The 25,588-nt window shown below is 57.5% G+C and carries 14 protein-coding genes; 8 read left to right on the top strand and 6 right to left on the bottom strand.

All coding sequences use genetic code 11. The features are described from left to right. Positions 1-8: 8 nt before the first annotated feature. Entirely contained in the window at positions 9-1,340 is a 1,332-nt protein-coding gene (locus tag RISK_RS24500; protein ID WP_047816960.1) for a hypothetical protein, read from the bottom strand. A 142-nt stretch (positions 1,341-1,482) separates the two neighbouring features. On the opposite strand from RISK_RS24500, the gene RISK_RS24495 reads away from it, so the two are divergent. Further along, on the top strand, positions 1,483-2,796 hold the full coding sequence (locus RISK_RS24495) for a DUF1570 domain-containing protein (RefSeq protein ID WP_047816959.1): 1,314 nt from the start codon (positions 1,483-1,485) through the stop codon (positions 2,794-2,796). Between the two features lie 235 nt (positions 2,797-3,031). On the opposite strand, the gene RISK_RS24490 is transcribed toward RISK_RS24495, so the two are convergent. Together RISK_RS24490 and RISK_RS24485 are read right to left on the bottom strand one after the other, a co-directional pair. Then, positions 3,032-4,456 carry a Gfo/Idh/MocA family protein gene (locus RISK_RS24490; RefSeq protein WP_047816958.1) on the bottom strand — a complete coding sequence of 475 codons (1,425 nt, stop codon included), beginning with the start codon at positions 4,454-4,456 and terminating at the stop codon, positions 3,032-3,034. A gap of 140 nt (positions 4,457-4,596) precedes the next feature. Beyond that, complete coding sequence (locus RISK_RS24485) at positions 4,597-5,925, bottom strand: peptidylprolyl isomerase (protein WP_236696658.1); 1,329 nt, start codon at positions 5,923-5,925, stop codon at positions 4,597-4,599. 1,171 nt (positions 5,926-7,096) lie between these two features. On the opposite strand from RISK_RS24485, the gene ispF reads away from it, so the two are divergent. Beyond that, positions 7,097-7,594: a 2-C-methyl-D-erythritol 2,4-cyclodiphosphate synthase gene (gene ispF / locus RISK_RS24480; protein ID WP_047816957.1), complete on the top strand. Its 498-nt coding sequence runs from the start codon at positions 7,097-7,099 to the stop codon at positions 7,592-7,594. A 44-nt stretch (positions 7,595-7,638) separates the two neighbouring features. Here the strand turns inward: ispF and fliD are convergent, their stop codons facing one another. The 3 genes from fliD to RISK_RS24465 all read right to left on the bottom strand — a co-directional run bounded on the left by fliD (position 7,639) and on the right by RISK_RS24465 (position 11,591). Next, entirely contained in the window at positions 7,639-10,020 is a 2,382-nt protein-coding gene (fliD, locus tag RISK_RS24475; RefSeq protein ID WP_047816956.1) for a flagellar filament capping protein FliD, read from the bottom strand. Positions 10,021-10,541: 521 nt separating this feature from the next. Next, positions 10,542-10,922 carry a hypothetical protein gene (locus RISK_RS24470; protein WP_047817041.1) on the bottom strand — a complete coding sequence of 127 codons (381 nt, stop codon included), beginning with the start codon at positions 10,920-10,922 and terminating at the stop codon, positions 10,542-10,544. 105 nt (positions 10,923-11,027) lie between these two features. Further along, a complete protein-coding gene (locus RISK_RS24465; protein ID WP_236696657.1) occupies positions 11,028-11,591 on the bottom strand; it encodes a hypothetical protein in 564 nt (187 codons plus the stop codon). Between the two features lie 316 nt (positions 11,592-11,907). Between RISK_RS24465 and RISK_RS24460 the strand changes: the two genes are divergently transcribed. From RISK_RS24460 to RISK_RS24425, 6 genes are all read left to right on the top strand, one after another. Further along, positions 11,908-14,409, top strand: a complete 2,502-nt coding sequence (locus RISK_RS24460; protein WP_047816955.1) for a DNA gyrase/topoisomerase IV subunit A — start codon at positions 11,908-11,910, stop codon at positions 14,407-14,409. Positions 14,410-14,499: 90 nt separating this feature from the next. Further along, a complete protein-coding gene (locus tag RISK_RS24455) occupies positions 14,500-16,413 on the top strand; it encodes a DNA gyrase/topoisomerase IV subunit B (RefSeq protein ID WP_047816954.1) in 1,914 nt (637 codons plus the stop codon). A gap of 1,005 nt (positions 16,414-17,418) precedes the next feature. Next, positions 17,419-20,880, top strand: coding sequence for a PSD1 and planctomycete cytochrome C domain-containing protein (locus RISK_RS24450; protein WP_047816953.1), 3,462 nt, complete (start codon positions 17,419-17,421; stop codon positions 20,878-20,880). A 12-nt stretch (positions 20,881-20,892) separates the two neighbouring features. Beyond that, entirely contained in the window at positions 20,893-22,350 is a 1,458-nt protein-coding gene (locus RISK_RS24445) for a DUF1501 domain-containing protein (RefSeq protein WP_047816952.1), read from the top strand. Positions 22,351-24,447: 2,097 nt separating this feature from the next. Then, entirely contained in the window at positions 24,448-24,750 is a 303-nt protein-coding gene (locus RISK_RS24430) for a hypothetical protein (protein WP_150122699.1), read from the top strand. 167 nt (positions 24,751-24,917) lie between these two features. After that, on the top strand, positions 24,918-25,361 hold the full coding sequence (locus RISK_RS24425) for a cyclic-phosphate processing receiver domain-containing protein (RefSeq protein WP_047816948.1): 444 nt from the start codon (positions 24,918-24,920) through the stop codon (positions 25,359-25,361). Positions 25,362-25,588: the final 227 nt, after the last annotated feature.

Raw genomic sequence — 25,588 nt, 5'->3', positions numbered from 1 at the left:
CCCGATGTTTACGGTGTTGGGATGTCGTTGAGGATGAAATCGACCGCGTCTTGTGCGACGGAGGTGGGCGACTCGTAGATCAGCTTTGACCCTGGGGGAGGTGATCCTGCGGCACCAAAGTCAAACAGGTAGCCAATCCCAACGCCGGAATCCGTTTGTCGAAAGACTTGGTAACCCAAGTGATCCAATCGTGTTTCGTCTTCGAGCAAAACGTAGGCTTCGTTTTCGAAGATCCATTGTCGATGACTCTCCAGCGATCGACCGGCGGATTGCAGTTCGACGCCGACGCGAATTTCGCGAAGTGGGTCGGCGTCTCGAACGGATTCGATCGCGACTGTCATTTGGTCTTCCGTTTGAGAGGCGGCGGGATCGTTGAGGTCCAAGGTGAATGTTTCGCGTCGGCCGGGGATCATTGCGGTCAGCGTTCCTGACAACCGTTCGATCTTCTCCGCGGGCAAACTGGGAAGCTGCATGGGTAAAAAGAACTCGCTCTGCGCCATTTCACTGTTGGTGGCGATGTCAATCGTTTCACCACTGGTTTGCGGCACCAAGGCTTCCCCCGAGCTCAGCTTTCCATTGACGGCGCTGATCGGCAGCGACAATCCGATGGGCGTTCGGTTGGGTTGCCATTCAATGCTGAGATTGAGGTTCAGCCCGCTCAGTTCTGGTGAACGCAAAACACGTCGGGCTGTCACCACCGTGGGCTCGAGCCGATAGATGCCGACGTAGGCGGCCGATTCCACCCGGGACGGACGGTTGGCCTGGCGTGGGATCAGCATCAAGGTGGTTCGGTCGCCGCCGTAGAAATTGATGTCCAAATCGGCTTGATCGAGGACATGGTCGACGGCGTGCCAGAAATTCAGTGGCGAACGCGGGGCCTGAATCGATTGGCCTGGATCGATGCCTGGCCCAGCGGCTTCGAGATCAAATTCGACTTCGCTGGCGGCCGAGATTGCCTCGAGAGCCTCACCCAGCGTCTTGGCGTTTTGCAGGCGGATCAGTTGTGTTTCAACATGCGTTTCCGCTTTGCGAGTCGCCCATTCCGCACGCACCCGATTGAGGCGTTCGCGTGCCTCGATCGACAAGTCATCGAGAATCGCGGGGAGATAGTCGGCGGCTTCCTGTCCGGCATCGATCAACTTTTGCTCCGCTGCACGACGTGTTTGTGCTTCATCGGCGTCGAGCTCGGCGATCCAGATCGGAACCTCCAGTTCCAGGTCCGTGGTCTCGGTTGCGTCTTGTCCAAACAGCGGCGTCCCGGCAATGGCGGTCACGCAGAGGGCCATCAAGGTCACCGCAATCGTGACAAGCCGAGGATGCGTGACGTGAAAACGGTGCATGTCAAGCTTTCGAGAGAAGTTTTGAACTGAAAAATAGATGGTGAGCGTTAAAACCGTGAGGGTACGAGGAACCTTCCGTCCAAAACCGGTGTCCGCCCGTCCGACGCTTCAATCTTAACCTAGGCTTGAATAGATCGCGTGGGTGTTGGGGGGCATCAACGGTTCGGTTGTGTTCCTGTGTTGCTCCTCGCCGTTGAATTCCATCATGTCGATGACTTTCACCACCATCGCGAAAACATTGAACGTCGTGCCTGCTTGCGCGCGGCGTCGACCTGCGTCGTTTGGCAGGACTCGATCTCGACGGAAACGTGGTGTCGGGTTGGCCGCTGCCATCCTGTGCACTGGATTGTTGCACAACGAAGCCGGTGGTGAGCCAGTCACGCCCGCGTCTCCAGAACGCTCTCAGCACCTCGTGTCCTCGAAAACGCTGGCTCCCTCGATCCGACCGGGGTTGGTCGAGTTTCGAATTGGGAACAAGTGGCAAAGCGGTCTGCACTTGATTGAGTCGCAAGACGAATCGCTGGTCATTGGCAGAGACGGTTGGCTGCACACGATCAGTCGAACAGAAAAATCAGAGTCGATGCGTTCGGTGACGGGGAAGTTCCTGCCGACCACGTCGGTGGAACTTCGCAACCAATTGCGTGCTGAGTTCGGCAGGGAGTTTGAAGTGATTGCCACCCAAAACTTTTTGGTGGTCCAACCCAGAGGTCGCGGAAGTCGTTGGCCGAAGATGTTCGAGCAATGTCATCGTTCGTTTGTGAACTACATGGAACGACGCGGCGTGAAGGTTCGCGAAGGTCGTTTTCCGATGGTGGCAGTGGTTTTGCCCGATGCTCGCGCCATGTACGACGAGATCGCGAGATTGGGAATCGATGTCTCGCGTGTCGCGGGGCTGTACGCCAACAAGTGCAACCGTGTGATGACGCATGACGGTGGTGCATTGAGTTCCATCGCCGCAACCGTTCGCCATGAAGCGGCTCATCAATCAGCCTTCAATTGCGGTGTGCACAGCCGAGTCAACGACACCCCGAGTTGGGTGACGGAAGGCATCGGTCAAATGTTCGAACCGACCGCGATGAGTTCGGGACGAAGCGGGACCCGGTTGGTCGAGCGTGTGAACAAGGATTCTGTCCGGCAACTCCGTGAAACCATCGACATGGATGATCCCGCCGAAGTGGCGCGATGGGTGGACCGGATGATTCGCAGTGATGACCTGTTTCGCAATCCAACCACGATCCACACAGCCTACGCACTGGCTTGGTCGATGATGTTTTATCTGGCCGAACGCGACACCGATGCCTTCGCGGACATTCTGAACTTCACGGCCACACGGCCTCCGTTTGAAACCTATCGGTCCGGACAACGGATGATCGATTTTGAACGCGTGGTCGGCAGCGACGTGCGTGATTTCAGCAATCGATTGACCCGATTCGTCGCGGATTTGCCTGCGAAATGACAGGCTGACGCCGTTGGGCGTTCATGGATGGGTGGCCGTTCATGAACGCATGGCGTTTCAGATCCGGCGATGTTCGCTTTTGATGCGATTGGGCTCCCCCGGCGTTTGAGCTAAGCAGGTACGCAGGTGTCATCGGGTATGTGAGCCGCTGGCGTTCGCCACGGTTTTCACGCACAACCGGGGCGAACGCCCAAACGGCTCACATGGTTGTGCTTGATCACTCCTGCCGACCTGCTTAGAGAACTTTGGTCTGCCCGGGAATCGCGACAGCGTAGTTTCCGTCGGGAAGTGGCTGAACCGGGGCGATGTCCTGAAGGGAATTCAACGCGTCAACATCGGCCAAGCATTGGTCGCTTTGCAGGGTCTCGTTCCAACGGACGATTTTGCCTGAGTAACTGGCCATTCGACCCATGATTGCGGTCATGGTGCTGGTCGCCCCGTACTCACCTTCGTTGGGAATGTCTCCATTTCGAAGTGCGGCGAAGAGGTCGTCCTGGGCTTGCTGGCAGCCTTTGTCCTTGGAGTTTTTCTGGGCGCTCTGCCAGACCACTTTGCCGCTCGTGTCGCGAATGATCGCGGCGCTGATGTCACAGGATCCTTGCGTGCCGTGGATGTGTTCGCTGACCGTGTTCCAACATCCACGAACATGGCGGCATTGACTGAGCAGTCGCACGTCCTTCGCGTAGGTGAACTCGACCATGTGATGATCAAATGTTTCACCCAGCGTTTGATCGGATCGTGAATCGCGGCCGCCTTGGCCTTGAGCGGAGACTGGGTGCTGCCCCAGCACCCAATTGATCACATCCAGGTTGTGAACGTGTTGTTCCGCGATGTGGTCGCCGCCAGTCCAATTGAAGTGTTGCCACTGGCGAAGTTGATATTCCAGTTCCGAAGCGTTGTTCGGACGAGGGCGCAACCTGGACCCGGCACCATTCCAGTAGGCGCGGGCAAAGATTGGATCACCGATCGCGCCTTCTTGAAGTCGTTGGACACATTCGCGGTAGCGTGATTCATGGTGGCGTTGCAAGCCAACCGCAACAGCCAAACCCTTTTGCTTCGCGACTTCGTTGGCCGCCAGGACACGGCGGACTCCCGGCGCGTCGGTCGCAACCGGTTTCTCCATGAAGACATGTTTGCCGGCTTCAATCGCCTTCTCGAAATGCAGCGGTCGGAATCCGGGAGGCGTGGTGAGGAAGACGATGTCCGCATCGCTTTGGAGCACCTGTTTCCAGCCGTCCAGGCCGACAAACCGAGCCCCGTCCACATCGACTCGTTTCCCGCCTGGGCCGCTGTTGCCGTGTTTGCTCTTGATGGCACGGTAGGCAGATTGCAAATTGTTCTCGAACGCGTCCGCCATGGCGACCAAGCGGGTTGCGCCGTCGGTGTTCAGGGCTTGGATCACCGCGTTGGTGCCGCGACTGCCACAGCCGATCAAGCCAATCTTCAGCGTGTCGTCGCCGTAGACATGAGCCCCCTGAGCGACGCTGAGGTTGGTCCCCAGCACACTGCCGCCGGCCAGCATGATGCCGCCGCTTTGGATGAATTTGCGACGATTGGCGCGTTGGTCCAACACGGCCGATCGCTTGGAACCGGAAAGCGGATCGCCAGCTGGATCGTTCGGCGATTCGTTTTCGGGCGGCACGGAGGAGCGTGAAGGCATGAAATGTTCGCGAAGGGGATTTCGACAAGGCGGGGACAGAGACGCGAGGCCGCCACTGCTGCAGCGTGCAGTTTAACCCAGTCGAAACCAAGGGGCCAACAATGCCGCCGCGGTGAACGGCAATTCGATCAAATGTTGGCCTATTCCTTCGGCTTTTTCAGTTTGATCAGGCCGGCTGCTTCCGCTTTTTCCAATTCTGCCTGCATATCGACGTAGTTGGGTTCAGGCAGATCTGGCCCCTTGCGAACGACTTCAGCAGAGATGATCGCATCGGGCGGCAACTGGATTTTCTTCTCGTCACTCTTCGATGGATCGCGGCGGCGCATCGCGCTGACGCGGTCCATGCCTTCGATGACCCTTCCGAAGACGGTCTGGTGACTGGAGGCCACGGCGACGGGCAAGAAGAAAATGGCGATTTGTGAGCTGGCGGAGTTTTCGATGAAGCGGCCTTCGCCCATGGGGATCTTGGCCATCACCACCGAACCCCGGAGAACATGATGCGAGTTCTCGTTGGTGTGCTCATCGATCAAGAATTGGCCGCTGTTGCCGCGTCCGTCTCCGGCCGGGTCACCTGACATCGCCAGCATGTTGGCAACGACTTGGGTGAAGTCCAGGCCATCGTAGAACCCGTCTTCCACCAGCTTCATGAAGTGGGCCACCGTCGAGGGAGCTTCTTCGGGATACAGCTCGATCAGGACATCACCGCGAGTGGTGGTCAGGCGAACTTGTGGAAGCGAATCCCGATCGATCTTCTCCATCCGTTCTTGTTCTTCTTTGTACTGCTTTTCCAATGCATCGAGGAAGTGCTTGTTGGCCAGGTCAACCTGTTCCAGTTCGTCCTGTTCAAGTGATTCGTAGACCTTGCGAGCGGTCTCGAAGTTGCCGTTGGCGATTCCCGCCCGCGCAGCGGTCAGAAACAAGTAGCGATAGTTCTGGCCGATATCAATCAATCTCGCCGCGGCTTCGAAGGTGGCGAGATCGTAGATGTCGTTGTCGAAATGGTGCTGGACCATTGTGACCATGTAGCTGGCCGCTTCAGGACTGGGCAGCAATCGAAAAACCTTGACCGAGTTTTCCATCTGCTCCTGCATCAGGTCCCATGTCTTGTGTTGCTGAACCCGAAATGCTTTCGAGGCTTCCCGGCTGCGATCGATGTCGTTGTTGTATCGAATGTGAATCTTGCGAAGTTCCAGCATTGATGCCAGCAACTCATGGTGAGTGGAACGAAATTTCGCATAGATCTCCTCGGCCTCTTTGCGAACATCGTCGGGCATCTCCGCCAAGGTCTTGGCGATCATCTCGGGATCGTCTTTGACTCGGCCACCGTCAACGCCCTGCTGCGTCTGGGCGGCGTCGTCGTGAGAGTGGTCGTGGGCATCCTCGTCCGAGCTGGCTCCGGATTCCTGCGCCGTGGCTGGATCAACCCAGCCCGTCAGAGCGGGAACGCCCAGTCCAGCCGTCAAGAACATGGCGATCAAAATCGGGGCCGTTGCTAGCCTGCGTGACCGTCGAGAAGATTGGTTCGAGAAAGCGAGCATGCGAAAGACCGAGGAAGGGAAAACGTACGATGGGACGCGAAAGCACACCAAATCGAGCGTGATCGCGAAAGGGTGGGACCGTCCATTGAAAGGGCCCGTCGATTCGCAGGGGCTGGCCCCGGCAAGAAACATTCGTTCAGGAGGTTCCTTGTTCGCGACGTACGCACGAACTCGGGCGATGGTTTGTTCGCCAACTAGGATTCGGGTGACGGCCCCTGGGGATTCCATCCCGTGGAGGACCGAGTCGTCTCAACTGCATTGAAAGGCCCCCGAGATTCCTAGGGGGCGTGTGTGGACGAAATTCGGCTTCATCCGCAGGTCGATTGGACTGCGGCAAATGATTCCGGTCGGTTCGCTGCACGCGGGTGACAGAGTGAATGCTCAGGATTGAGCAGGCAGGTTTCCTCCTTCGTTGCAAGTCAAAATACGAACCCGGCGCGCCACAGGCTGTTGATTCAATCAGCCGGAACGCGATCGCGTCCGGTTCGTTTTCGGTAACCGTGGGCTACCGCTGGGCTGCGAAATGCTTGGTGTTGTGGAGCGTATCGGTTTGCGCAAGTTCTGTTCCACGACTCCGCCCCAAGGGGGCAGACCTATGACAGCCCAGGGCAACGCCCTGGCTTATGGCGGGACCAAAATTGCAAAGCCCCAACGGGGCGGCCCTAGCGTTTTTGGGGGATTCTCTGTTAGGGCCGCCCCGTTGGGGCTCGCGATGGAGCCTCCGTCACGAAACCCCAGGCGATGCCTGGGGCTATTATAGCGCTGCCCCGTTGGGGCGTGGGACAGAACCAAAATTATCGCCGTATTGTTCGTGATAACCCTCAAGTTTTGACAGCCCAGGCTAGCGCCAATCGGCGACTTGCCAACCACGTCGATATTCCACCCAACCTCGATCATCTCCCGGTAACCAAGTGCCGTACGTGTTTGGCCGCTTTCCCGGTGCCTCAGAAGGATTTGTTTTGCGTTGGCGGCTTGTCGAATCAGGTGATACCGTTGAATTTATGGTCCGCTGCTGGACGCCAGCCCACTTTGGCTGAGCCCGGCGCTCGGTTGCTTGGACCCTTGTTGCCCGTTCGTTTCCGGTACTCCGACGGATTGTTTCATGACCAGTTCTCCATCCCTCGCCTTTCGAATTGGACTGGGGTACGACTCACATCGGCTGGGGGAAAGCGGTCCACTGCGTGTCGGTGGTGTTGAAATTCCCGGGGATTTTCATGCCATCGGTCACAGCGACGCCGATGTCTTGCTGCACGCCGTCACCGATGCGTTGATGGGAGCCATCGCCGGACCTGATATCGGCCGGTTGTTCCCGGATGATGCCGAAGTCAACCGGGACCGAGACAGCCGCGACTTTGTCGTCGAAGCGCTCCGGCGAGTGCAGGCGGCGGGGTACCAAATCAACAACCTCGACGCGGTCATCCTAGCGCAGAAGCCCAAGATGGCACCGCACATTGACTCGATGCGGGAAACGCTAGCGGAGATGTTGCAAACCAGCGTCGAGCAGGTTGGTTTGAAGGCCAAGACCGGAGAAGGAGTCGACGCAGTCGGACGCAGCGAAGCGATTGCGGCAAGAGTCGTGGTGATGCTCCACCGCCGTTGAACGGCAGGCTGCCGGGCATTCCGTTGGCGATCACTCGGAGCTGATCACTCGGAGCCAACCGGGCCGATGTACTCGATGCTGCTGATGGAAGAGGTGTTGGCCTGGATCTTGGCGATGGCTTCTTCCATCGCGTAGTACTGGCTCAGCAATCGTTCTCGTTGAGCGTCCAACAGAGTGTTCATGGAATCCACCCGGTCATCGTTGCGTTCGATGTGATCCGACAAAGTCTGTGTTTTGCGAATCAACATGCCGTTGTCCACGCCGGCGTAGGTGTCGGCGAGGTTCTTCAACTGGCCCACCATGCCGATGTTCTCATCCTCGTCGTTGGTTTTGTTGAAGAACTCTTCCACGGCATCCGTGTCGGTTTCCAAGGCGGCCTTCAATTTGGTTTCGTCGACTTGCAGTTGGCCGTTCTCATCGATCCGCACGCCGATTTGACTGAACGAGCGAATGGAGTCGCCGCTGCTCGACGGCAACGTTCCGGTCAGCAATCGCGAATACCCATTTTGGATCCGCAAGGTTTCGGAGGATCCGAATAGCAGTCCCACTTCGTTGGCTTCCGCATCGAAGAACGTCACTTCTTCGATGTTGTCGATCAGTTTGTTGTATTGATCTGCAAATCGTGTGATGGCGGACACGATTGTGTCGTGATCGTCGTCCACGTTGACGCTGATGGGATCGTCTGACAATTCCTTGACGGTCAGATTCAGCCCACTGATTTCGTCTTCAAACACACCGTCGGTCGATGTCAAGAAACGTTCGGTTCCGCCGTCGGTCGAGATCGACAGCAGAGCGTCTTGGCCTTTCGAGGCGGTCCGTAGATTCAGGTCGATCCCTTCCAGGTTGACGGAGATCCGTCCTGCGTCGCCGCCCTGCTTGCTTCGGATTTGCAACCCGTACGAACCGTCGGAGTTCGACACGATCGATGCGTCCGCGTAGCGATCCGACAAATTGATCTTCTCAACGATTGATTCGAGCGTGTCGTCTTCGGTGATCTCGATCGAAATGGACTCGCTGCCGGCGATGCTTTCGCCCGGGGCAGCGGTGCCCGCCAATCCCAAACCGGCGGCGACGGTTCCGGTGCCGGTGTCTTCAATCTTGAGTGTGGATGCACCGCCAGCGGTGTCCGTGATCACGACGCCGTCACCGCTTTCGTTGATCGCGGCTTCGACACCAATCTCCAAGGAATTGATTCGATCGATCAGGTCGCCGATCGTTTCAATCTCGTCAACGGCCAAGTTGATCCCGCCAGTGGATCCGTTGCTGTCTCGGATGGTGAAGCTGCCGGAGCCGACGCCTGCCCCAGCGTTCAATTCGGACAGTTTGGTGTCGACCGTCACCGATTGAAAGTTGAGGTCTTCGCCAACCACGATGTCATCGGTGGTTGAGGCGGCGATGCCGAGATTGGTAGCGGTATCATCCGCCGCACTGATCTCGAACGTGCCGGCTCCGCCAGAGACGTCACGCAGGCGGAGTCCGTTGCCGGCGTCGTTGATTCGAGCGATGACGTCCAGTCCACTGCCATTGATTGCATCAATGACTTCGTTGAGCGAGGTTGCCCCGGACAGATCGACGCTGGCCGTGCTGCCGTCGCCGGTTTGAATGTCCAGAGTCGTCAGGGTGCCCAGCCCGTTGCCACCGCCCAATTGCGACAGGCTGGCTCCGTTGAGTGATTCCACCCCGTCGGGCATCGGAATGTCGTGGCCGTCGACGGTGCTGGCGGCCACATCAATTCCGTGCAGGCCGAGGTCAGCGGCGGTTTCCGCGGTTCCGAGTTGTTCGACTTTCAGATTGCTGAGCGTTTGGCCCGTCTGATCGATCAGTTGAATCTTTCCGCCAGATGTCGTGGCTTGGATATCAACGTCAGCGTCGTTGATCGCTTGCAGCACATCGTCGACGGTGCGAGCTTGGGAAAGGTCGACCTCCGCGGACGTTCCACTGCGGTCGGTCAGGCGGATTGAACCGCCCTCGACGCCCAAGCCATTGTTGAGCTGGGACAGGCTGACCTTGGTGTCAACAAACCCGCTAGGTTTGATCGTGAGCGAACCCGACAGGCTCAACCCCTCATCGAACGAGCTGAAACTCTGCGCGGAAGCGACACTGTGGGTGGCGGCCGTCCGGAGCGTGCGAATCAGGTGGTTGCCGTTGGTGACTTCGTCGCGAGTCGACACGGACAACGCATCGTCATTGGACGAAGTCGCGTTCTTGCTGCTGAACAACGCCGACGAGCCGAGCGCATCGCCAGACAGTTGGACACCAATCACAGACGCTGTCAGCGAGGCGATTTGTTGTTGTTGACCAAGCAGCTCTTCTGTTTTCGCGAGCAGGCGGTCGCGAGGTTGTCCACTGATGGCCATCAATTGATCGACCGTCCCGACGATGTCGGTTCCGGTGACCAATCCGATCGATGATTGCAAGCGAGCCATGACGAACCAAAGAAGATTTGAATGAGTGAGACGAAAAACGCATGCGTCTCAATCCAGCAACCTTCTCATCGGCAAAGTCGGCCTGTTTGGTCCACTTTTCGATGCCTGGTCTGTGTATCAATTGGGAACATGGTGGCAAAAGTGGGGGTGGGTGCATGATCCCTGTCCCCGCCTTTGGCGGCCAACACCGTTCAGGACGCAATCGCTGGATTGTGACTCTGAAGCCTAGGACGCTCTCACGATCGATGCGGCGAGCTCAGTGAACAACCGTCCGGTTGGGATGGGATTCCAGGCGGCGTGCGTGAACTATGGCGGTTGTTCTGATTGAGACGGCGCCTGCATGCTGTGGAAGCGTCCCGGGCGGGAACTTCTTACCGCGCGCAAAAAACGAGACGGTGCCTCCGCCAAATCAGCCCCGGACGAGCTGATTCAGCGGGAACACCGTCCCGTCATGTGTTGCATTGATTCAGCGGAAGTATTCGTCCGCTGCTTCAAAATGGCTTGTTCGATCTGCGTTCAACTCACCAAGGGGCGCGAACGTAGTTCAAACCGAATTGATCGGTGTGGCTGGGCCAGTTCGGTGTCGCCTGAAAACGACCCGGTGCCGCTGCACCTGGCGTGCTAGCATTGCGACCGTACTGGTGATAAATCGGGTGGTTCGTATTTTGGCTGACGCCCCACGAATACGTTTGCCGCAGGTGAGCGGTTGGGGGGACGACCATCGCGGTCGGTTGCCCGTTCGGGGCGTAGTAGTAATTGCTGTGCCAAGCACGCGTTTGTGCAAAGTTGTGGTTCCAAACCTGGGTCACCGCGTACGGGTCAGCCGCTTGGGCTTGTTCGGATGAACCGGCCAAGCCGCTGAAAGCAGCCAAGGCGGCGAGACAAAGGACGATGCGTTTCATAGCTCGGGGGTCCTCGAGGACGGTGGTTTTGGCAACAACATTCCGCTGCAAAGAACGGACGGGGGGAGTCAGTTTCGCGAAAGGTTCGCGTTGCCAGAGGCTGGATCAGCGAGGCAGACGCAACGTGTTCCAGTAGAAATTGCTGGCGGCTTGGCGAACCGGCGGGCTGTAGTAAATCGCTCGCGTGCGGTTCATACCACGACCATTGTCATAATAGTTGTGGTAGCGGTCTTTGTGCCAATAAAGCATTTCGTTGGGGTACAAAGGCTGGTACGTCAGGTAGGTGCTCCCAACATTGGGAGGAACCGGCACAGGCGACACGAACATCTGAGCGTTCGCGGCGTTGGCAGGGCCCTGGGTGTAGTAGTTGTAGAACAGGTCGGGCTGTCCGTACTCGCGTCCTTGAACGCCGGTTTCACCTCCGGACGCTCCGCCACAATCGCCGTTGGCGCATCCGCCTGTGGCGGGGCCGGAGTCACTGGTTCCGACCACCGTGTCGCTGACGACGCGTGAGCTGACGATGTGCTCGCCCTGCGCCATCGCGGCGGGAGCAAACAGCGTGACGCTGGCTGTTCCGATGGCGATTGCAGCCAGGGTGCGTGAGCGGCGGGTGATTTGCGTGGCAATGGTTTGGACCGTCGCCACGGTTGCTTTCCAATTTCGCTTCATCTTGCGTTCCTCCTCGAACGACGACGGACCAGTTGTCTGGGATTTGGTTTCGACGCGAATTGGAAACAAAAACAGCCGATACTGATGCGGCATGATGATCGTGAAAGGCGGGGGATTTCGCCCAGCAGGCACGGTTCGCCCAACTCGGACCAGCTTTTTCAATCCCAATCGACGACCGACGCGATTCAAACGCGGCAATCCGCGGTTTCGCTAACAACCCCGTGGTCGCTATAACCCCCAAACTCGCATCCTCATCCGCGATCCTGCATTTCATCCCCTCACACCAAACGTCCCCAACGATTTAGGTTGATTCCGCGTGGCGAAACGTCGCAAACCCTCCGATTCTGCATCCAGTCGCTCCAGTTCGGCCAAGAACAGTCGCTCCAAACGAGGCAAAGTGGACCCGTTTGACGAGTCGCTGCTGGCTGCCATCGAAAACATCCCACTTCGATTCGCGGCTCAAGATCGCTACCTGAACTACTCGCTGTCGGTCATCACCAGCCGTGCGCTACCGGATGTCCGCGATGGCCTCAAACCGGTCCAGCGGCGGATTCTGTACACGATGTCGCAGCAGCGACTCGATTCGTCGGCCAAGCACCGAAAGTGTGCCAAGGTCGTCGGCGACGTGATGGGGAACTACCACCCCCACGGTGACAGTTCGATTTACGAGGCGCTCGTTCGGATGAGCCAATCGTTCTCGTTGCGGATGCCCATGATCGACGGCAGCGGCAACTTTGGCAGCATCGATGGCGACAACGCGGCGGCCATGCGGTACACCGAATGCCGCATGACACCGATCGCCTCGGAGGTTCTGGCGGATCTTTCCAGCCGCACCGTGGCGTTCAAGCCGAACTACGACGGCACGCGAGAAGAACCGGTTGTGTTGCCGTCTCGCGTCCCCAGCTTGCTGGTCAACGGGGCGACCGGAATTGCGGTCGGGATGGCGACCAACATTCCGCCGCACAACTTGAAAGAGGTTTGCAACGCGCTGCTCAAGTTGCTGGCCAATCCGGACATCAAGGATTACCAACTGGTCGCCGGTGATGCGATTCAAGGACCGGATTTTCCCACCGGCGGGCACATCACCAACACCAAAGAGGAACTGCGTGAGATCTACGCCACCGGCACGGGCACGATCAAGTTGCGTGGGGTTGCCGAAGTCGCCGAGAAGTCCCGAACCGGCGACACCCTTCGGATCACCGAGATTCCGTTTGGTGTCAACAAAGCCGCGATGGTCGAACGCATCGCGGAACTGGTCTACAGCAGCAAACTGCCACTGGTTCAGGAAGTCCGCGACCTCTCAACAGAAGACATCCGAGTCGATCTGCTGCTGAAGAAGAACGCCGATGCAGACAAAGTGCTGGCGTATCTTTACAAGCACACACCCCTGCAAACCAACTTCAACGTCAACCTGACGTGTCTGACGCCCACCGAGAACCCCGAAGTCGGTGCTCCCAAACGACTCGGTTTGAAAGAGATTCTGTGGTACTTCTTGCATTTCCGTTTGGACGTGCTGACCGCGCGACTCACCAACGAATTGCGAGCCCTCGAGAAAAGGATTCACATCCTCGAAGGTTTCGCATTGATCTTCGATGCGTTGGACGAAATCATCAAGATCATCCGCAGCAGCGAAGGCAAAGCCGACGCCGCCGAAAAGATCATGAAGCGATTCCCGGTCAAGGAAATTGCAGCGGGCAAGTCACGTCGAAATGTGCAAGCCTCCAATGGCTTGGACGCGGAACAAACCGATGCGATTCTGGAATTGAAGCTGTATCGTTTGGCACGCTTGGAAATCAACGTGGTGCTGGACGAACTGAAGAAGAAACGCAAACGCGTCGATGAAATCAACAAGCTGTTGGCCGACGACCGAGACGATTACACCTCCTCGGGACGTTGGGCGATCATCAAGGGCGAGTTGCAATCGCTGATCACTGAATATGGCAACACGCCCGACGGACGACGCCGTAGCGCTCTCATCGTGCCGACCGAAGAAGTGGAGTACACCGAAGAGGATTTCATCGTCGCCGAAGATTGCCACGTCATGGTCACCGTCGACGGATGGGTCAAACGGCAAAAGCAAATCGCGGATCCCTCGAAGAGTCGCCTCCGACAAGGAGACGCGGTGCTGGCTTGTGTCTCGGGCAACACCCGCACGACGATCGCCTGCTTCAGCAGTTTGGGCGTTTGCTACACCGCTCGCATGATCGACATCCCCGCCTCCACCGGCTTCGGCGAACCGATTCAAAAGTTGTTCAAGTTCAAAGACGGCGAGCACATCATTGCAGCATTGTCGATGGACCCCAGAATTCTTGGCGACATCAGCGAAGATCCCAAGGGGAATTACTACCCCGCGATTCATGGGTTGGCCGCGACCACGGACGGGTATGCCCTGCGGTTTGGTTTGCAGCCCTTCGCGGAACCTTCGACCCGCGCCGGACGCAAGTTCGCACGAGTGAAACCAGGGGCCAGCGTCGTGGATGTGGTGCCGATCACCGGGACGGAAACGGTGTTGGCTGTTTCAGCGGACGCCAGAGCCATGGTTTGCCCAGCCGATGAGATCAATTACTTGTCCGGCGCCGGCAAAGGTGTGCTGCTATTGAAACTCGCCGCCAGCGACAAATTGCTTGGATTCAAACCCTCCACCGGGGACAGGGATCTGCTCAACGTGGTGACCAACCGTGGCGCTAAAAAGACGATTTCGACGGTCAAGTACCGCACAACGTCGCGGGGTGGTCGCGGAATCGAACTGCAGAAGAACGGCAAAATTGCCGAAATCGTTCGCGATCCGATCGAACCACCACCCGTCTTCGAAGACTGACGCTGCGGCACACTGCCATTCCGATCGCCTTGGCAACCCGCCGAGGCTGATACCTTCACCCACCCCTTCGACTTTCAACGCCTCATCTGCATGTCCGTTGCACCGAAAGAATACAACGCCAAAAACATCACCGCGCTGGAAGGCCTCGAGCCTGTGCGCAAGCGTCCCGGCATGTACATCGGTGGAGTGGGATCCACTGGTTTGCATCACCTGATCTGGGAGATCGTCGACAACTCGGTGGACGAGGCCATGAACGGCCACGCATCCGAAATCACTGTCACACTTCACAAAGACGGGCAAACCGTTTCGGTCAGCGACAATGGTCGCGGCATCCCGGTCGACAAGCACCCCAAGACGAAGAAGTCGGCCCTGGAAATGGTGCTCACCGTGCTGCACGCGGGCGGGAAATTCGAAGGCGACAACTACAAAACATCCGGTGGTCTGCACGGGGTCGGGGCTTCGGTCGTCAACGCGCTCAGCAAAGAACTGATTGCGGTTGTCAAACGCAACGGGGCTCAGTACCGGATGACGTTCTGCCGCGGTCAGGCCACCTCGAAGTTGCAGAAACTTCGCGGCACCATTCGTGGAACGGGAACGACGATCACGTTCACCCCAGATCCGACGATCTTCCCACGAACGACATTCAACGGGGACACGATCAAGCAGCGATTGGAAACGGCCAGTTTTTTGCATCGTGGTGTGAAGGTCACGTACATCGACGAAGTTGCGAAGACTCGCCAGACGTTTCTGCACGAAAACGGCATCGTGGATTACCTCGGGAAGGTCATCAAGGAACGCGAGGCTCGGACGATTCACGAAACCCCGTTCACCTACCGTGTCGATGCCGACGACCGGGTGGAAGTCACCTTGCAGTGGACCGAGTCGACCGACGAACACGTTCGCAGTTACGTCAACGGGATCCCAACGGGCAGCGGCGGCACCCACGAAAATGGCTTTCGAGGCGGGGTGGTCAAAGCCGTTCGCAATCATGTCGACACGCACAGCCTGACGCCTCGCGGGGTCAAGATCACACACGAGGACATTCGCGAAGGTTTGATTGCGATCGTCTCGATCTTTGTGGCGGAACCTCAGTTCCAAGGCCAAACGAAAGACCGGTTGAACAACCCGGAAGCCCACGGGATCGTCGAATCCGGTGTGCGGAGTGCGATGGAGCAATGGCTCAACAACAACCCGTCGGTTGCCGATGCCGTCATCGCTCGGATCGTCGCCGCGGCCCGAGCCCGCGCCGCGTCACGGGCCGCCAGTGAAGCGGTTTCGCGAAAAGGTGGCTCCAAGCGAACGATGCTGCCCGGCAAATTGTCGGATTGTGTCTCGGGTGGCAAAGGAAAATCGGAACTGTTCATCGTCGAAGGTGACTCCGCAGGCGGCAGTGCCAAGCAAGGCCGTGACCGAAATTGCCAAGCCATCCTGCCGCTGCGTGGGAAGGTGCTGAACACCGAGTCGGCCACCCTGAAAAAGATCCTCGACAACAAAGAAATCCAAGACATGATCGCGTCGCTGGGGTGCGGCATCGGGCCCTCACTGAACCTCGCAAATTTGCGTTACGATCGAATCATTTTGTTGGCTGATGCGGACAGCGATGGTCACCACATCACGACGCTGTTGCTGACCTTCTTTTACCGGCACATGCCCGCGTTGATCGCTGACGGTCGCCTGTTCATTGCGGTTCCCCCGCTGTACCGAATCGACATCGGCAAAGAAACGTTTTGGGCGGCTGACGAAGACGATCGCGAACGCATTTTGGCCAAACACCAGGGACGGGCGAATCCGGAGATCACGCGTTTCAAAGGTTTGGGCGAGATGATGCCGAAGGTGCTTTGGAACACGACCCTGGATCCAACCAAGCGAACGTTGTTGAAAGTCGAGATCGACGACCATCTGGAAACCGACCGCACGATCAGCGACTTGATGGGCCGCGACGCATCGGCACGCTTTCGGTTCATCATGGACCGCGCCGAAGACGCCAGCGAAATCGACGTGTAAGGACGTTCGCCACGGCCAGTTGCCTGGCATGGATTCGACGGTCTTGAAGGACCGTCGGACGGGGTGCGTTGTCGGATGGGCTTCCGAGCCTTTTTGTACCCCACATCTTCTGGGAGCCGTTTGCGTTGTAAATACAGGCGTTTTGAAGCCAAACATCCCTTGCCCAAGAACCATTGAGCAGGTACGCAGGTGTCATCGGGTATGTGAGCCGTTGGCGTTAGCCACGGTTTTCACGCACAACCGGGGCTAACGCCCAAACGGCTCGTTGGCCAAAATGGAAGTGTGTTTTCCTGGTCCACGGGCGTTGCCCGCTGGCTAATGGTCTGTCAGGACTTGTTTTTAGGGTAGTGGACGAGGCCACGAGTCCTGAACTGGCGTCAAATCCAAGGACTCGTGGCCTCGTCCACTACGATCAACCCTCACTTTTAGCTGTGACAGACCACGAGGTTGAAAAAGGCCGTTGGCCATCCGTCGAAAAAACGCAATTTCAAAACGCGTCAGCAAGGCCCACGCGGCATGCCCAACGCCGGCCCCATCCGGGGCGAGGATCGCCGCCACGATGCTCCTCCGGTCCGTGCCCCGTCGTGGCCGCCACCGCCCAGATTTTGAAATTTACAATTTACAATTTCACTTTTTCAATCGATCTCCCATCTTATCGCTCGACACCTGTCGCCGCTCCGCGGCTTGTCGAGCGAGAGGGCGAGCCCGAGACCTCGGGTTGAAAGCCCGAAGCTAACAACTGTCACCGCTCCGCGGTTGTTCGATCATCCCGACATCCACCCCCAAGTCACGGAGCCAACATGACGCTCGGAACTCACGGGCCACCTTGACCAAACCGACGGTGTCTTCTCGGCCGGTCAGTAAAACAACGGCGAGTTGCGCTCATAACTTCGATCGTGTGCCGGCAGGCAGGGTCAGTTACAATTTGCTCTGCTGGGCCCTGTCACGCACCTCCGGGTGCGTCCCACCTTCGGGGCCGTTTCATGATGAAAGAATAGGTTTTCAATGATGCTTTCGTTGATGTCTTCTCAACGAGTGCTTTCTGTCTGGATGCACCAAACCGCCCGGTACCTCACGTGTTTGCTTGCCGTGGCGTTGTTTTGCGCTGGTGCGTACGCCGATGGTTTGAATCCCCGTGAGTCGTTCTTTGAAGAAAAGGTTCGACCGCTGCTGATTGAACACTGCTACGAGTGTCACGGGGATGCGCTGCAGGAATCGGATCTGCGATTGGATTCGCTGGGAACAATCTTGCAGGGCGGCATCAGTGGTCCAGCAGCGGTTGCCAAGAACGTCAACGAGAGCCTGATCATTGATGCGGTGCTTGGTCGACGCGGGATGGAGATGATGCCGCCGGACGGGCCGCTGGAAGAAGATCAAATCGTGACCCTGCGGCGTTGGATCAACATGGGATTGCCGTGGCCCGCAAGTGCTCAGGACATGGCAGAGTCCGATGCCACGGACATGACTCCGGCACTCGGTGACCAAAAGGCGATCGGTCGCGTCGCCGAGTCACACTGGGCATTCCAACCGCTGCAAAAGCCCCAGGTTCCCACCACATCGAAACCGGCGGACCAGACCGCGGCGAATCAAAAAAAATCGGCCCATCCAATCGACTCATTCATTGCCGCCTCGCTTGACCGCAATGGATTGACGCCAGGAAAAACCGCGTCTCGTGAGGTGATCGTCCGCAGGCTGCACTTCGACCTGCTGGGGCTGCCCCCGACGTACTCTCAGGTGCAAGCCTTTGTGAATGACGAACGCGACACGGATGTGGTGGTCTCGGAATGGATCGAAACGTTGTTGGCCGACCAGCATCACGGCGAACGATGGGCACGCTACTGGTTGGACCTGGCACGCTACGGTGACACTCGCGATTGGCAGGCCCAAGCCGAACTTCGTTACCCGTACGCCTACACCTATCGCGACTACGTGATCCAGTCGCTGAACAATGACAAACCCTACGATCAATTTGTTCGCGAACAGATCGCAGCGGATTTCTACACCGAAGACGCCGATTCACCCTCGCTGGCGGCACTGGGCTTCTTGACCGTTGGCCCCCGTTTTCGCAACAACCGCCTGGAACAGATCGCGGACAAAATTGACGTGGTCGGTCGTGGGTTGATGGGAATCACGGTCAGTTGTGCACGCTGCCACGATCACAAATACGATCCGATCCCGACGGAGGACTACTACTCGTTGTATGGCGTTTTCGCGAGTTGTGCTCTTCCGGAGACACTGCCGCGGATCGACACGGACGTTTCATTCTCCGATGAATTGAAAGCGGATTTCCAGGCTCAACTAACCGCCAAGCAGAATGAGCTCGCCGAGTACAAAGCAGACTTGCGAAAGCAAGCGATCGCGGATTTGAAAAAGCAATTGCCGACGTACCTGGACGGTTTCTATTTGCTGTCGATCACTCGCGGAAAAGAGATCCGTGGTGTGATTGGCCAATTGAAGATCAAAGAGACCGCGATGACGCCGCTGAACGCACGCTTGGCGGCGGACTTGAAGAATCGTTCCGATGTTTCGCATCCCAGCCTGGGCCCATGGAACCAAGCATTGGGCGCGAATACGAAACAATTCAACAAGCAATTGCCTCGCTGGATGAAATCCTGGCGGGCGAACAAGCACCTGAATCCGCTCATCCGCGATGGCTTGGTGGAATCGAATCCCAAGACGCAGCGTGAATTGATTGCCGTTTATGCGGACGTGATGGACGACGTGCTGAAGGCTTGGGACGCGATATCGAAATCGGCGGACGTCAAGAACGACAATCAAGCGATCAAGCTGGCTGATGCAAACCAAGAAGCGATCCGTCAGATCCTGATGGCTGACGGAGGTTGGTTTGACCTCGACGTGGAAGCGGTCGCGCGAGCATCACGTTTGCTGGGCAAAGGACGCAAGGCTCTGGGGGATCGCGAAAAGGCCATCGCCGCGGTCGAATCCACTCATCCGGCCGCGCCGCCACGAGCGATGGCATTGGTCGATCTGAAGAAGCCTGTCAATCCGTTCGTGCTGCTGCGCGGCGAAGCGAACCGTCGTGGCGATCGGGTGCCGCGTCAGTTTTTGTCGTTGTTGTCCGACGTCAGCGACGGCCCGTTCACCGATGGCAGCGGTCGCCGCGAACTTGCCGAAGCGATCACGTCAGCGGAAAACCCATTGACCGCTCGTGTGTTGGTCAACCGCGTTTGGGCTCGTTACTTTGGCCGCGGCTTGGTGGATTCGTTGGATGACTTCGGATTGCGAAGCTCACCGCCATCGCACCCGGAATTGCTCGACTGGTTGGCCAGCGAATTCATTGAGCAAGGTTGGTCGATGAAATGGATGCATCGCACGATCACGACCAGCCACACCTACCAGCAATCTTCTGAACTGCGAGAGGATGCTTTCGCGGTCGATCCGGAGAACCGTTGGTTGTGGCGGCAGAATCGTCGACGTCTCGATTTCGAAGCGATGCGGGATTCGATCGTCTCAGTCGCAGGTACGATCGATCTCACCGTCGGTGGACGCTCGGTCAAGTTGAGTGAAACGCCGTACACGACTCGGCGCAGTTTGTACGCTTACGTTGACCGTCTGGAACTCGATCCGATCTTGCGGACGTTCGATTTTGCATCGCCCACCGCATCCGCAGCCTCTCGGGCGGAGACCACGATTCCGCAGCAGGCTTTGTTCTTCATGAATCACCCGTTTGTTGCCGAGCAAGCGCGTGAACTGGCCGACCGTGTTGCCGACGAAGCCGATGGCAACGACGCCGACGCGGCGACGATCACGGCGATCTACCGGCGAGTGTTTTCGCGTGATCCGTCAGCGGATGAAATCACGATGGCAAAACGGTTCCTGGTCGCCGCTGCGGACACCGACGGGCAGGCTCTCGGTGGAGTTTGGCAGTACGGTTGGGGAAACATCGCCAGTACGCCCAAGCATGCCGGTGACCCAGCCGACGACTTCACACCCCTTCCGTATTGGTCCGGCAAAGCCTACCAGGCATCGGAACCATTCCCTGACCCGAAGTTGAAATTCCTGCGGTTGTCGGCCACCGCGGCACATTGCGGCGTCAATCCAGCGCACAGCATCATTCGCCGCTGGGTGGCTCCGGCCGATGGTGCGGTCCGAATCGCCTGCAAGGTGACGCATGCCAGGCCCAATGGGGATGGCATCACAGTGTCGATTCGAAGCGGTGACTTCCGCACGACAGACAAAGTGGCTCGTGGAACGATCAAACCGTCGGTGCCCCGGTTACCAGTGAAGGCGGGCGAGGTGATAGATTTTGTCGCCAGCCCAGGAGCCAATTCGAATTCGGACTCTCACACCTGGACGATCACGATTGCGGGCATTGGCGGTGAGCTCAACGGCGATCGCTGGCAGTCCCAAAAAGACTTCGCGCCTCCCGCACCGCAACCGCTTGGTCGTGTCGACCAATTGGCCCAGGCCCTGATGTTGACCAATGAATTCCTTTACCTCGATTGAGTGTCACCCGTGATGTTTGAGAACAATTTCATCGACCGCCGATCGATGCTTCGTCGCAGCGGGATGGGCATGGGGATGCTGGCACTGGCCGGCGTGCTGCGAGATGGCGGCATGCTGGGTGATGGCATCGGCGCTTCCGGCCGGCTGTTCGCTGCCGAGGCGGCGTCTCCCGAAGGAAACGCCAACAGCTTGGCAGTCCGGCCGACGCACTTTCCTGGCAAAGCCAAACGAGTGATTCACTTGTTTGCCAATGGTGGCCCCAGCCAGATCGACACGTTCGATCCCAAGCCGATGCTTGCCAAGATGCATGGCAAAACGCTGGACGACAAACTGAAAAACAACCGGCGATTGGGCGGGGTTGCGCACAAGTCCAAGTTCAAGTTTCAAAAGCACGGCCAATCGGGAATTGAAATCAGCGAACTGTTTCCCGAGCTGTCCCAGCACGCGGACAAGCTGTGCGTGATTCGTTCGATGGTCACCGATGTCCCCAATCACGAGCCCGGTTTGATGATGATGAACTGTGGCGACATCGTCCGGCCGCGGCCCAGCGTCGGCGCGTGGACGTTGTATGGCATGGGCACTGAAAATCAAAGCTTGCCCGGCTACGTCGTCATGTGCCCGTCCGGTTTGCCAACCGCTGCGACGGCGAACTGGCGGAACGCGTTCTTGCCGGGCATCTTTCAAGGCACGCACGTTGACACACAATACACCAACCCAGAGGAATTGGTTGCCAACATCGACAACGAGTACTTGGTGCCGTCCCAGCAAAAACGGCAGATGGATTTGATCCAAAACCTGAACCGGATGCACCTGGCCGAGCGCAGTGACGATGCCCAGTTGTCCGGCCGCATCGAGTCACTCGAGCTTGCCTTCCGGATGCAGGGGGAAGCACGCGATGCGTTTGACATCTCCACCGAAACCAAAGAGACGCAGGAGATGTACGGCGACTCGCTGCAAGGCCGTCAGATGCTGATCGCACGGCGGCTGAGCGAACGCGGTGTGCGCTATGTCCAGGTCTATCATGGTGCTGGCCAGCCCTGGGATTCACACGCATCGATCGAACGCAATCACCCTCGACTGGCACGTGAATGCGATGGTCCCATCGCAGCACTCCTGCAAGACCTGGAGCAGCGAGGGTTGTTGGACGAAACGCTGGTGATTTGGGGTGGCGAGATGGGCCGCACACCCACAGTCCAATTGCCAGTCTCAGCGAACCCGGGACGCGACCACCATGACAACGGGTTCACCGTCTGGATGGCTGGTGGCGGTGTGAAAGCGGGCACAACGTACGGAACCACCGACGAAGTCGGTCTGAGCGTTGCCGAGAACCCCGTGCACGTCCACGATTTGCATGCCACGATCTTGCACTTGCTCGGCTTTGACCACACGCGGCTCACGTATCGATACGCAGGCCGCGACTTCCGTCTGACCGACGTCCACGGTCACGTCGTCGACGACATCATCAGCTAGCAGGCGGTTGCCATCGGCGGATCGCGAAGTCTGCGAAATGCATTCAATCAACAGCCAGCCAATGGTCTCTTCCACCAAAGGCCGTCGCGAAAGTCGTCAAGACTTTCGGTTTCCCCGCCACCAACGAACCTCTTGACGAGTTCCGCTACCCTCAAACTGAGTTGAAACAGACCACAAGCGAGGCATCGCCATCCCTCAACGCCCCGGCAGGGGCCGTCGTGGGAACGGGCATCCAACTCGACAACGCCCCGTTCCCTTGATTTGGCCGCAACTGCGTTTTGCGGAAGCGAATGAGCGAAGTCAGAGTAGAACAGTTGTCCCCAACTGTTCCGTCGAGCAACCCTCCACCGCGAAGCCTTGTTGCAACGAAGTCCCTGTCAAAGCATTCGCATCATGTTGCTCGACAACAGCGGCCAGCCACGCAAACATTGGGGGACGAATGTTCGACTCTCATTTCATGCTCGACCTCCGCACGCAACTTCGTTTTACGGAAGCGAATGGGCGAAGTCAGAGTCGAACAGTTGTCCCCAACTGTTCCGTCGGGCAACCCTCCACCGCGAAGCCTCGTTGCAAACAAGTCCCTGTCAAACCCGTTCGCGTCACGCTGCTCGACGACAGCGGCCAGACACGCAAACATTGGGGGACAAATGTTCTACTCTCATTCCATGCTCGACCTCCGCACGCAACTTCGTTTTACGGAAGCGAATGGACGAAGTCAGAGTAGAACAGTTGTCCCCAACTGTTCCGTCGAGCAACCCTCCACCGCGAAGCCTCGTTGCGACCGAGCCCATTTCAAACCGTTCGCATCATGTTGCTCGACAACAGCGGCCAGCCACGCAAACATTGGGGGACAAATGTTCGACTCTCATTTCATGCTCGACCTCCGCACGCAACTTCGTTTTACGGAAGCGAATGGGCGAAGTCAGAGTCGAACCGTTGTCCCCAACTGTTCCGTCGGGCAACCCTCCACCGCGAAGCCTCGTTGCAACCGAGTCCCTGTCAACACATTCGCGCCATGCTGCTCGACGATAGAGGCCAGCCACGCAAACATTGGGGGACAAATGTTCGACTCTCATTCCATGCTCGACCTCCGCACGCAACTTCGTTTTACGGAAGCGAATGAGCGAAGTCAGAGTAGAACAGTTGTCCCCAACTGTTCCGTCGAGCAACCCTCCACCGCGAAGCCTTGTTGCAACGAAGTCCCTGTCAAAACATTCGCATCATGCTGCTTGACGATAGCGCCAGCCACGCAAACATTTGGGGACAAATGTTCTACTCTCATTTCATGCTCAACCTCCGCACGCAAGTTCGTTCTACGGAAGCGAATGATCGAAGTCAGAGTAGAACAGTTGTCCCCAACTGTTCCGTCGGGCAACCCTCCACCGCGAAGCCTCGTTGCAACCGAGTCCCTGTCAACACATTCGCGTCATGCTGCTTGACGATAGCGCCAGCCACGCAAACATTGGGGGACAAATGTTCGACTCTCATTTCATGCTCGACCTTCGCACGCAACTTCGTTTTACGGAAGCGAATGGACGAAGTCAGAGTAGAACCGTTATCCCCAACTGTTCCGTCGAGCAACCCTCCACTGCGAAGCCTCGTTGCAACCGAGTCCCTGTCAAAACATTCGCATCATGCTGCTTGACGATAGCGCCAGCCACGCAAACATTGGGGGACAAATGTTCTACTCTCATTTCATGCTCAACCTCCGCACGCAAGTTCGTTCTACGGAAGCGAATGATCGAAGTCAGAGTAGAACAGTTGTCCCCAACTGTTCCGTCGAGCAACCCTCCACCGCGAAGCCTTGTTGCAACGAAGTCCCTGTCAAAGGATTCGCATCATGCTGCTCGACGACAGAGGCCAGCCACGCAAACATTGGGGGACAAATGTTCTACTCTCATTTCATGCTCAACCTCCGCACGCAATGCCGCAAGGTGCCATCCAGCTACGCAAGTTGGCAGGATGGATTGGGCAGAACCATGCGAACCGTTTGGGCGTTCGCCCTGGCCTGCTGAACGTCTGACCTTCCAAGCAACGTAGGATTGCGTAAGCTTTATCCCGACGGGATTGCAGACATTCGCCGTTGGTTGGAACGCGGTGAACACCACCGACTTCCAGTTTTCAGTTTCAGGGCCGACACAAAGCCAACGACAAAAAACGCGTCCTGTCCAATTTCTCAAACAACCTGGCTTTCGCAACGCAATGACCGCAGTGAATGCTATTCATTTGATTTACGCTGCCATTCTGCTGGCTTTTGCAGTTCCGGTTCTTCGCGCGCAGTGCACCATGCCGCAGAAGCAAGCGATCGCACGGATCGGAAAACTAATGTCGATACTCTCGGTCATTTCGATTGCTTACACGCTGCTCGCCGCATGGATCCTGACCACGATCGACAACTGATATCGTCGAGAGAATCACAGGGCAAATTTGCGGACGAACAGTTCAAAACGCGAACCATGGACTCATCGATGCCACGCTTCACTTTCGATTTGGCTAACATGAACTCAACTTCGCGTTGCTCGGTCAAGCTGCCGTTCCCCGACTGAACCTTGTGGTGCCATAGACGAATGCAATACCTCGTGATGCTCGAAGACGATCTTGACCGCATTTGGCGGTTCAAAACGATCGTCGCGGCGCACTATCCTGACGCTCGACTTGACGTCTATCGAACCGCTCCCGCCTTCATCGCGGCGTACACGAAACTTGCCTCGCCCCCGTGTTTGATCTGCCTGGATCACGATCTATTTGTTGATTCGCCAAATGATCCAGATCCCGGAGATGGTCGTGATGTGTCAAGGTTCCTCACCACCCAAGAAGCGATTTGTCCTGCGCTGATTCATTCGACGAATGCGCCCGCCGCCGACAGCATGATGTTCTCGATGCGGGATGCAGGATGGACGGTGGATCGAATTGCACCCCTCGGCGACGACTGGATCGAAACGTACTGGTACCCCACCGCGAAACAAATGTTGGTTGAAAACACTTCCACGGACAGGGAAGACGGTTGCTAGCCGTCGCATGCATTGAAACGGCGATTCGGAGATTGCACGAACGATGGACACGCTTCCGCCGCCCCCTATCGCCTAAGCAAGTTGTTGATGGAATACGTCTGTCAGATCGAGCGATCAGGCGATGGGCGATAGCCCACGGTTACCGGAGACGATCCAGATCGCGATCGCATTCCGGCTGACTCAATCAAGAGGTCGCCGAGCAACGAGCGAAGAGGAAAGACGCTACG

Source organism: Rhodopirellula islandica, assembly GCF_001027925.1.
Classification (GTDB): Bacteria; Planctomycetota; Planctomycetia; order Pirellulales; family Pirellulaceae; genus Rhodopirellula; species Rhodopirellula islandica.
The sequence above is the reverse complement of the archived record's forward strand: the minus strand, read 5'-3'. Positions and strand labels throughout refer to the sequence as shown.

Coding starts and splice junctions, on each gene's coding strand:
- RISK_RS24500 (WP_047816960.1), bottom strand. CDS start 1,340: ATGCACCGTTTTCACGTCACGCATCCTCGGCTTGTCACGATTGCGGTG.
- RISK_RS24490 (WP_047816958.1), bottom strand. CDS start 4,456: ATGCCTTCACGCTCCTCCGTGCCGCCCGAAAACGAATCGCCGAACGAT.
- RISK_RS24485 (WP_236696658.1), bottom strand. CDS start 5,925: ATGTTCTTGACGGCTGGACTGGGCGTTCCCGCTCTGACGGGCTGGGTT.
- ispF (WP_047816957.1), top strand. CDS start 7,097: ATGACCAGTTCTCCATCCCTCGCCTTTCGAATTGGACTGGGGTACGAC.
- fliD (WP_047816956.1), bottom strand. CDS start 10,020: ATGGCTCGCTTGCAATCATCGATCGGATTGGTCACCGGAACCGACATC.
- RISK_RS24470 (WP_047817041.1), bottom strand. CDS start 10,922: ATGAAACGCATCGTCCTTTGTCTCGCCGCCTTGGCTGCTTTCAGCGGC.
- RISK_RS24465 (WP_236696657.1), bottom strand. CDS start 11,591: ATGAAGCGAAATTGGAAAGCAACCGTGGCGACGGTCCAAACCATTGCC.
- RISK_RS24455 (WP_047816954.1), top strand. CDS start 14,500: ATGTCCGTTGCACCGAAAGAATACAACGCCAAAAACATCACCGCGCTG.
- RISK_RS24450 (WP_047816953.1), top strand. CDS start 17,419: ATGATGCTTTCGTTGATGTCTTCTCAACGAGTGCTTTCTGTCTGGATG.
- RISK_RS24445 (WP_047816952.1), top strand. CDS start 20,893: ATGTTTGAGAACAATTTCATCGACCGCCGATCGATGCTTCGTCGCAGC.
- RISK_RS24425 (WP_047816948.1), top strand. CDS start 24,918: ATGCAATACCTCGTGATGCTCGAAGACGATCTTGACCGCATTTGGCGG.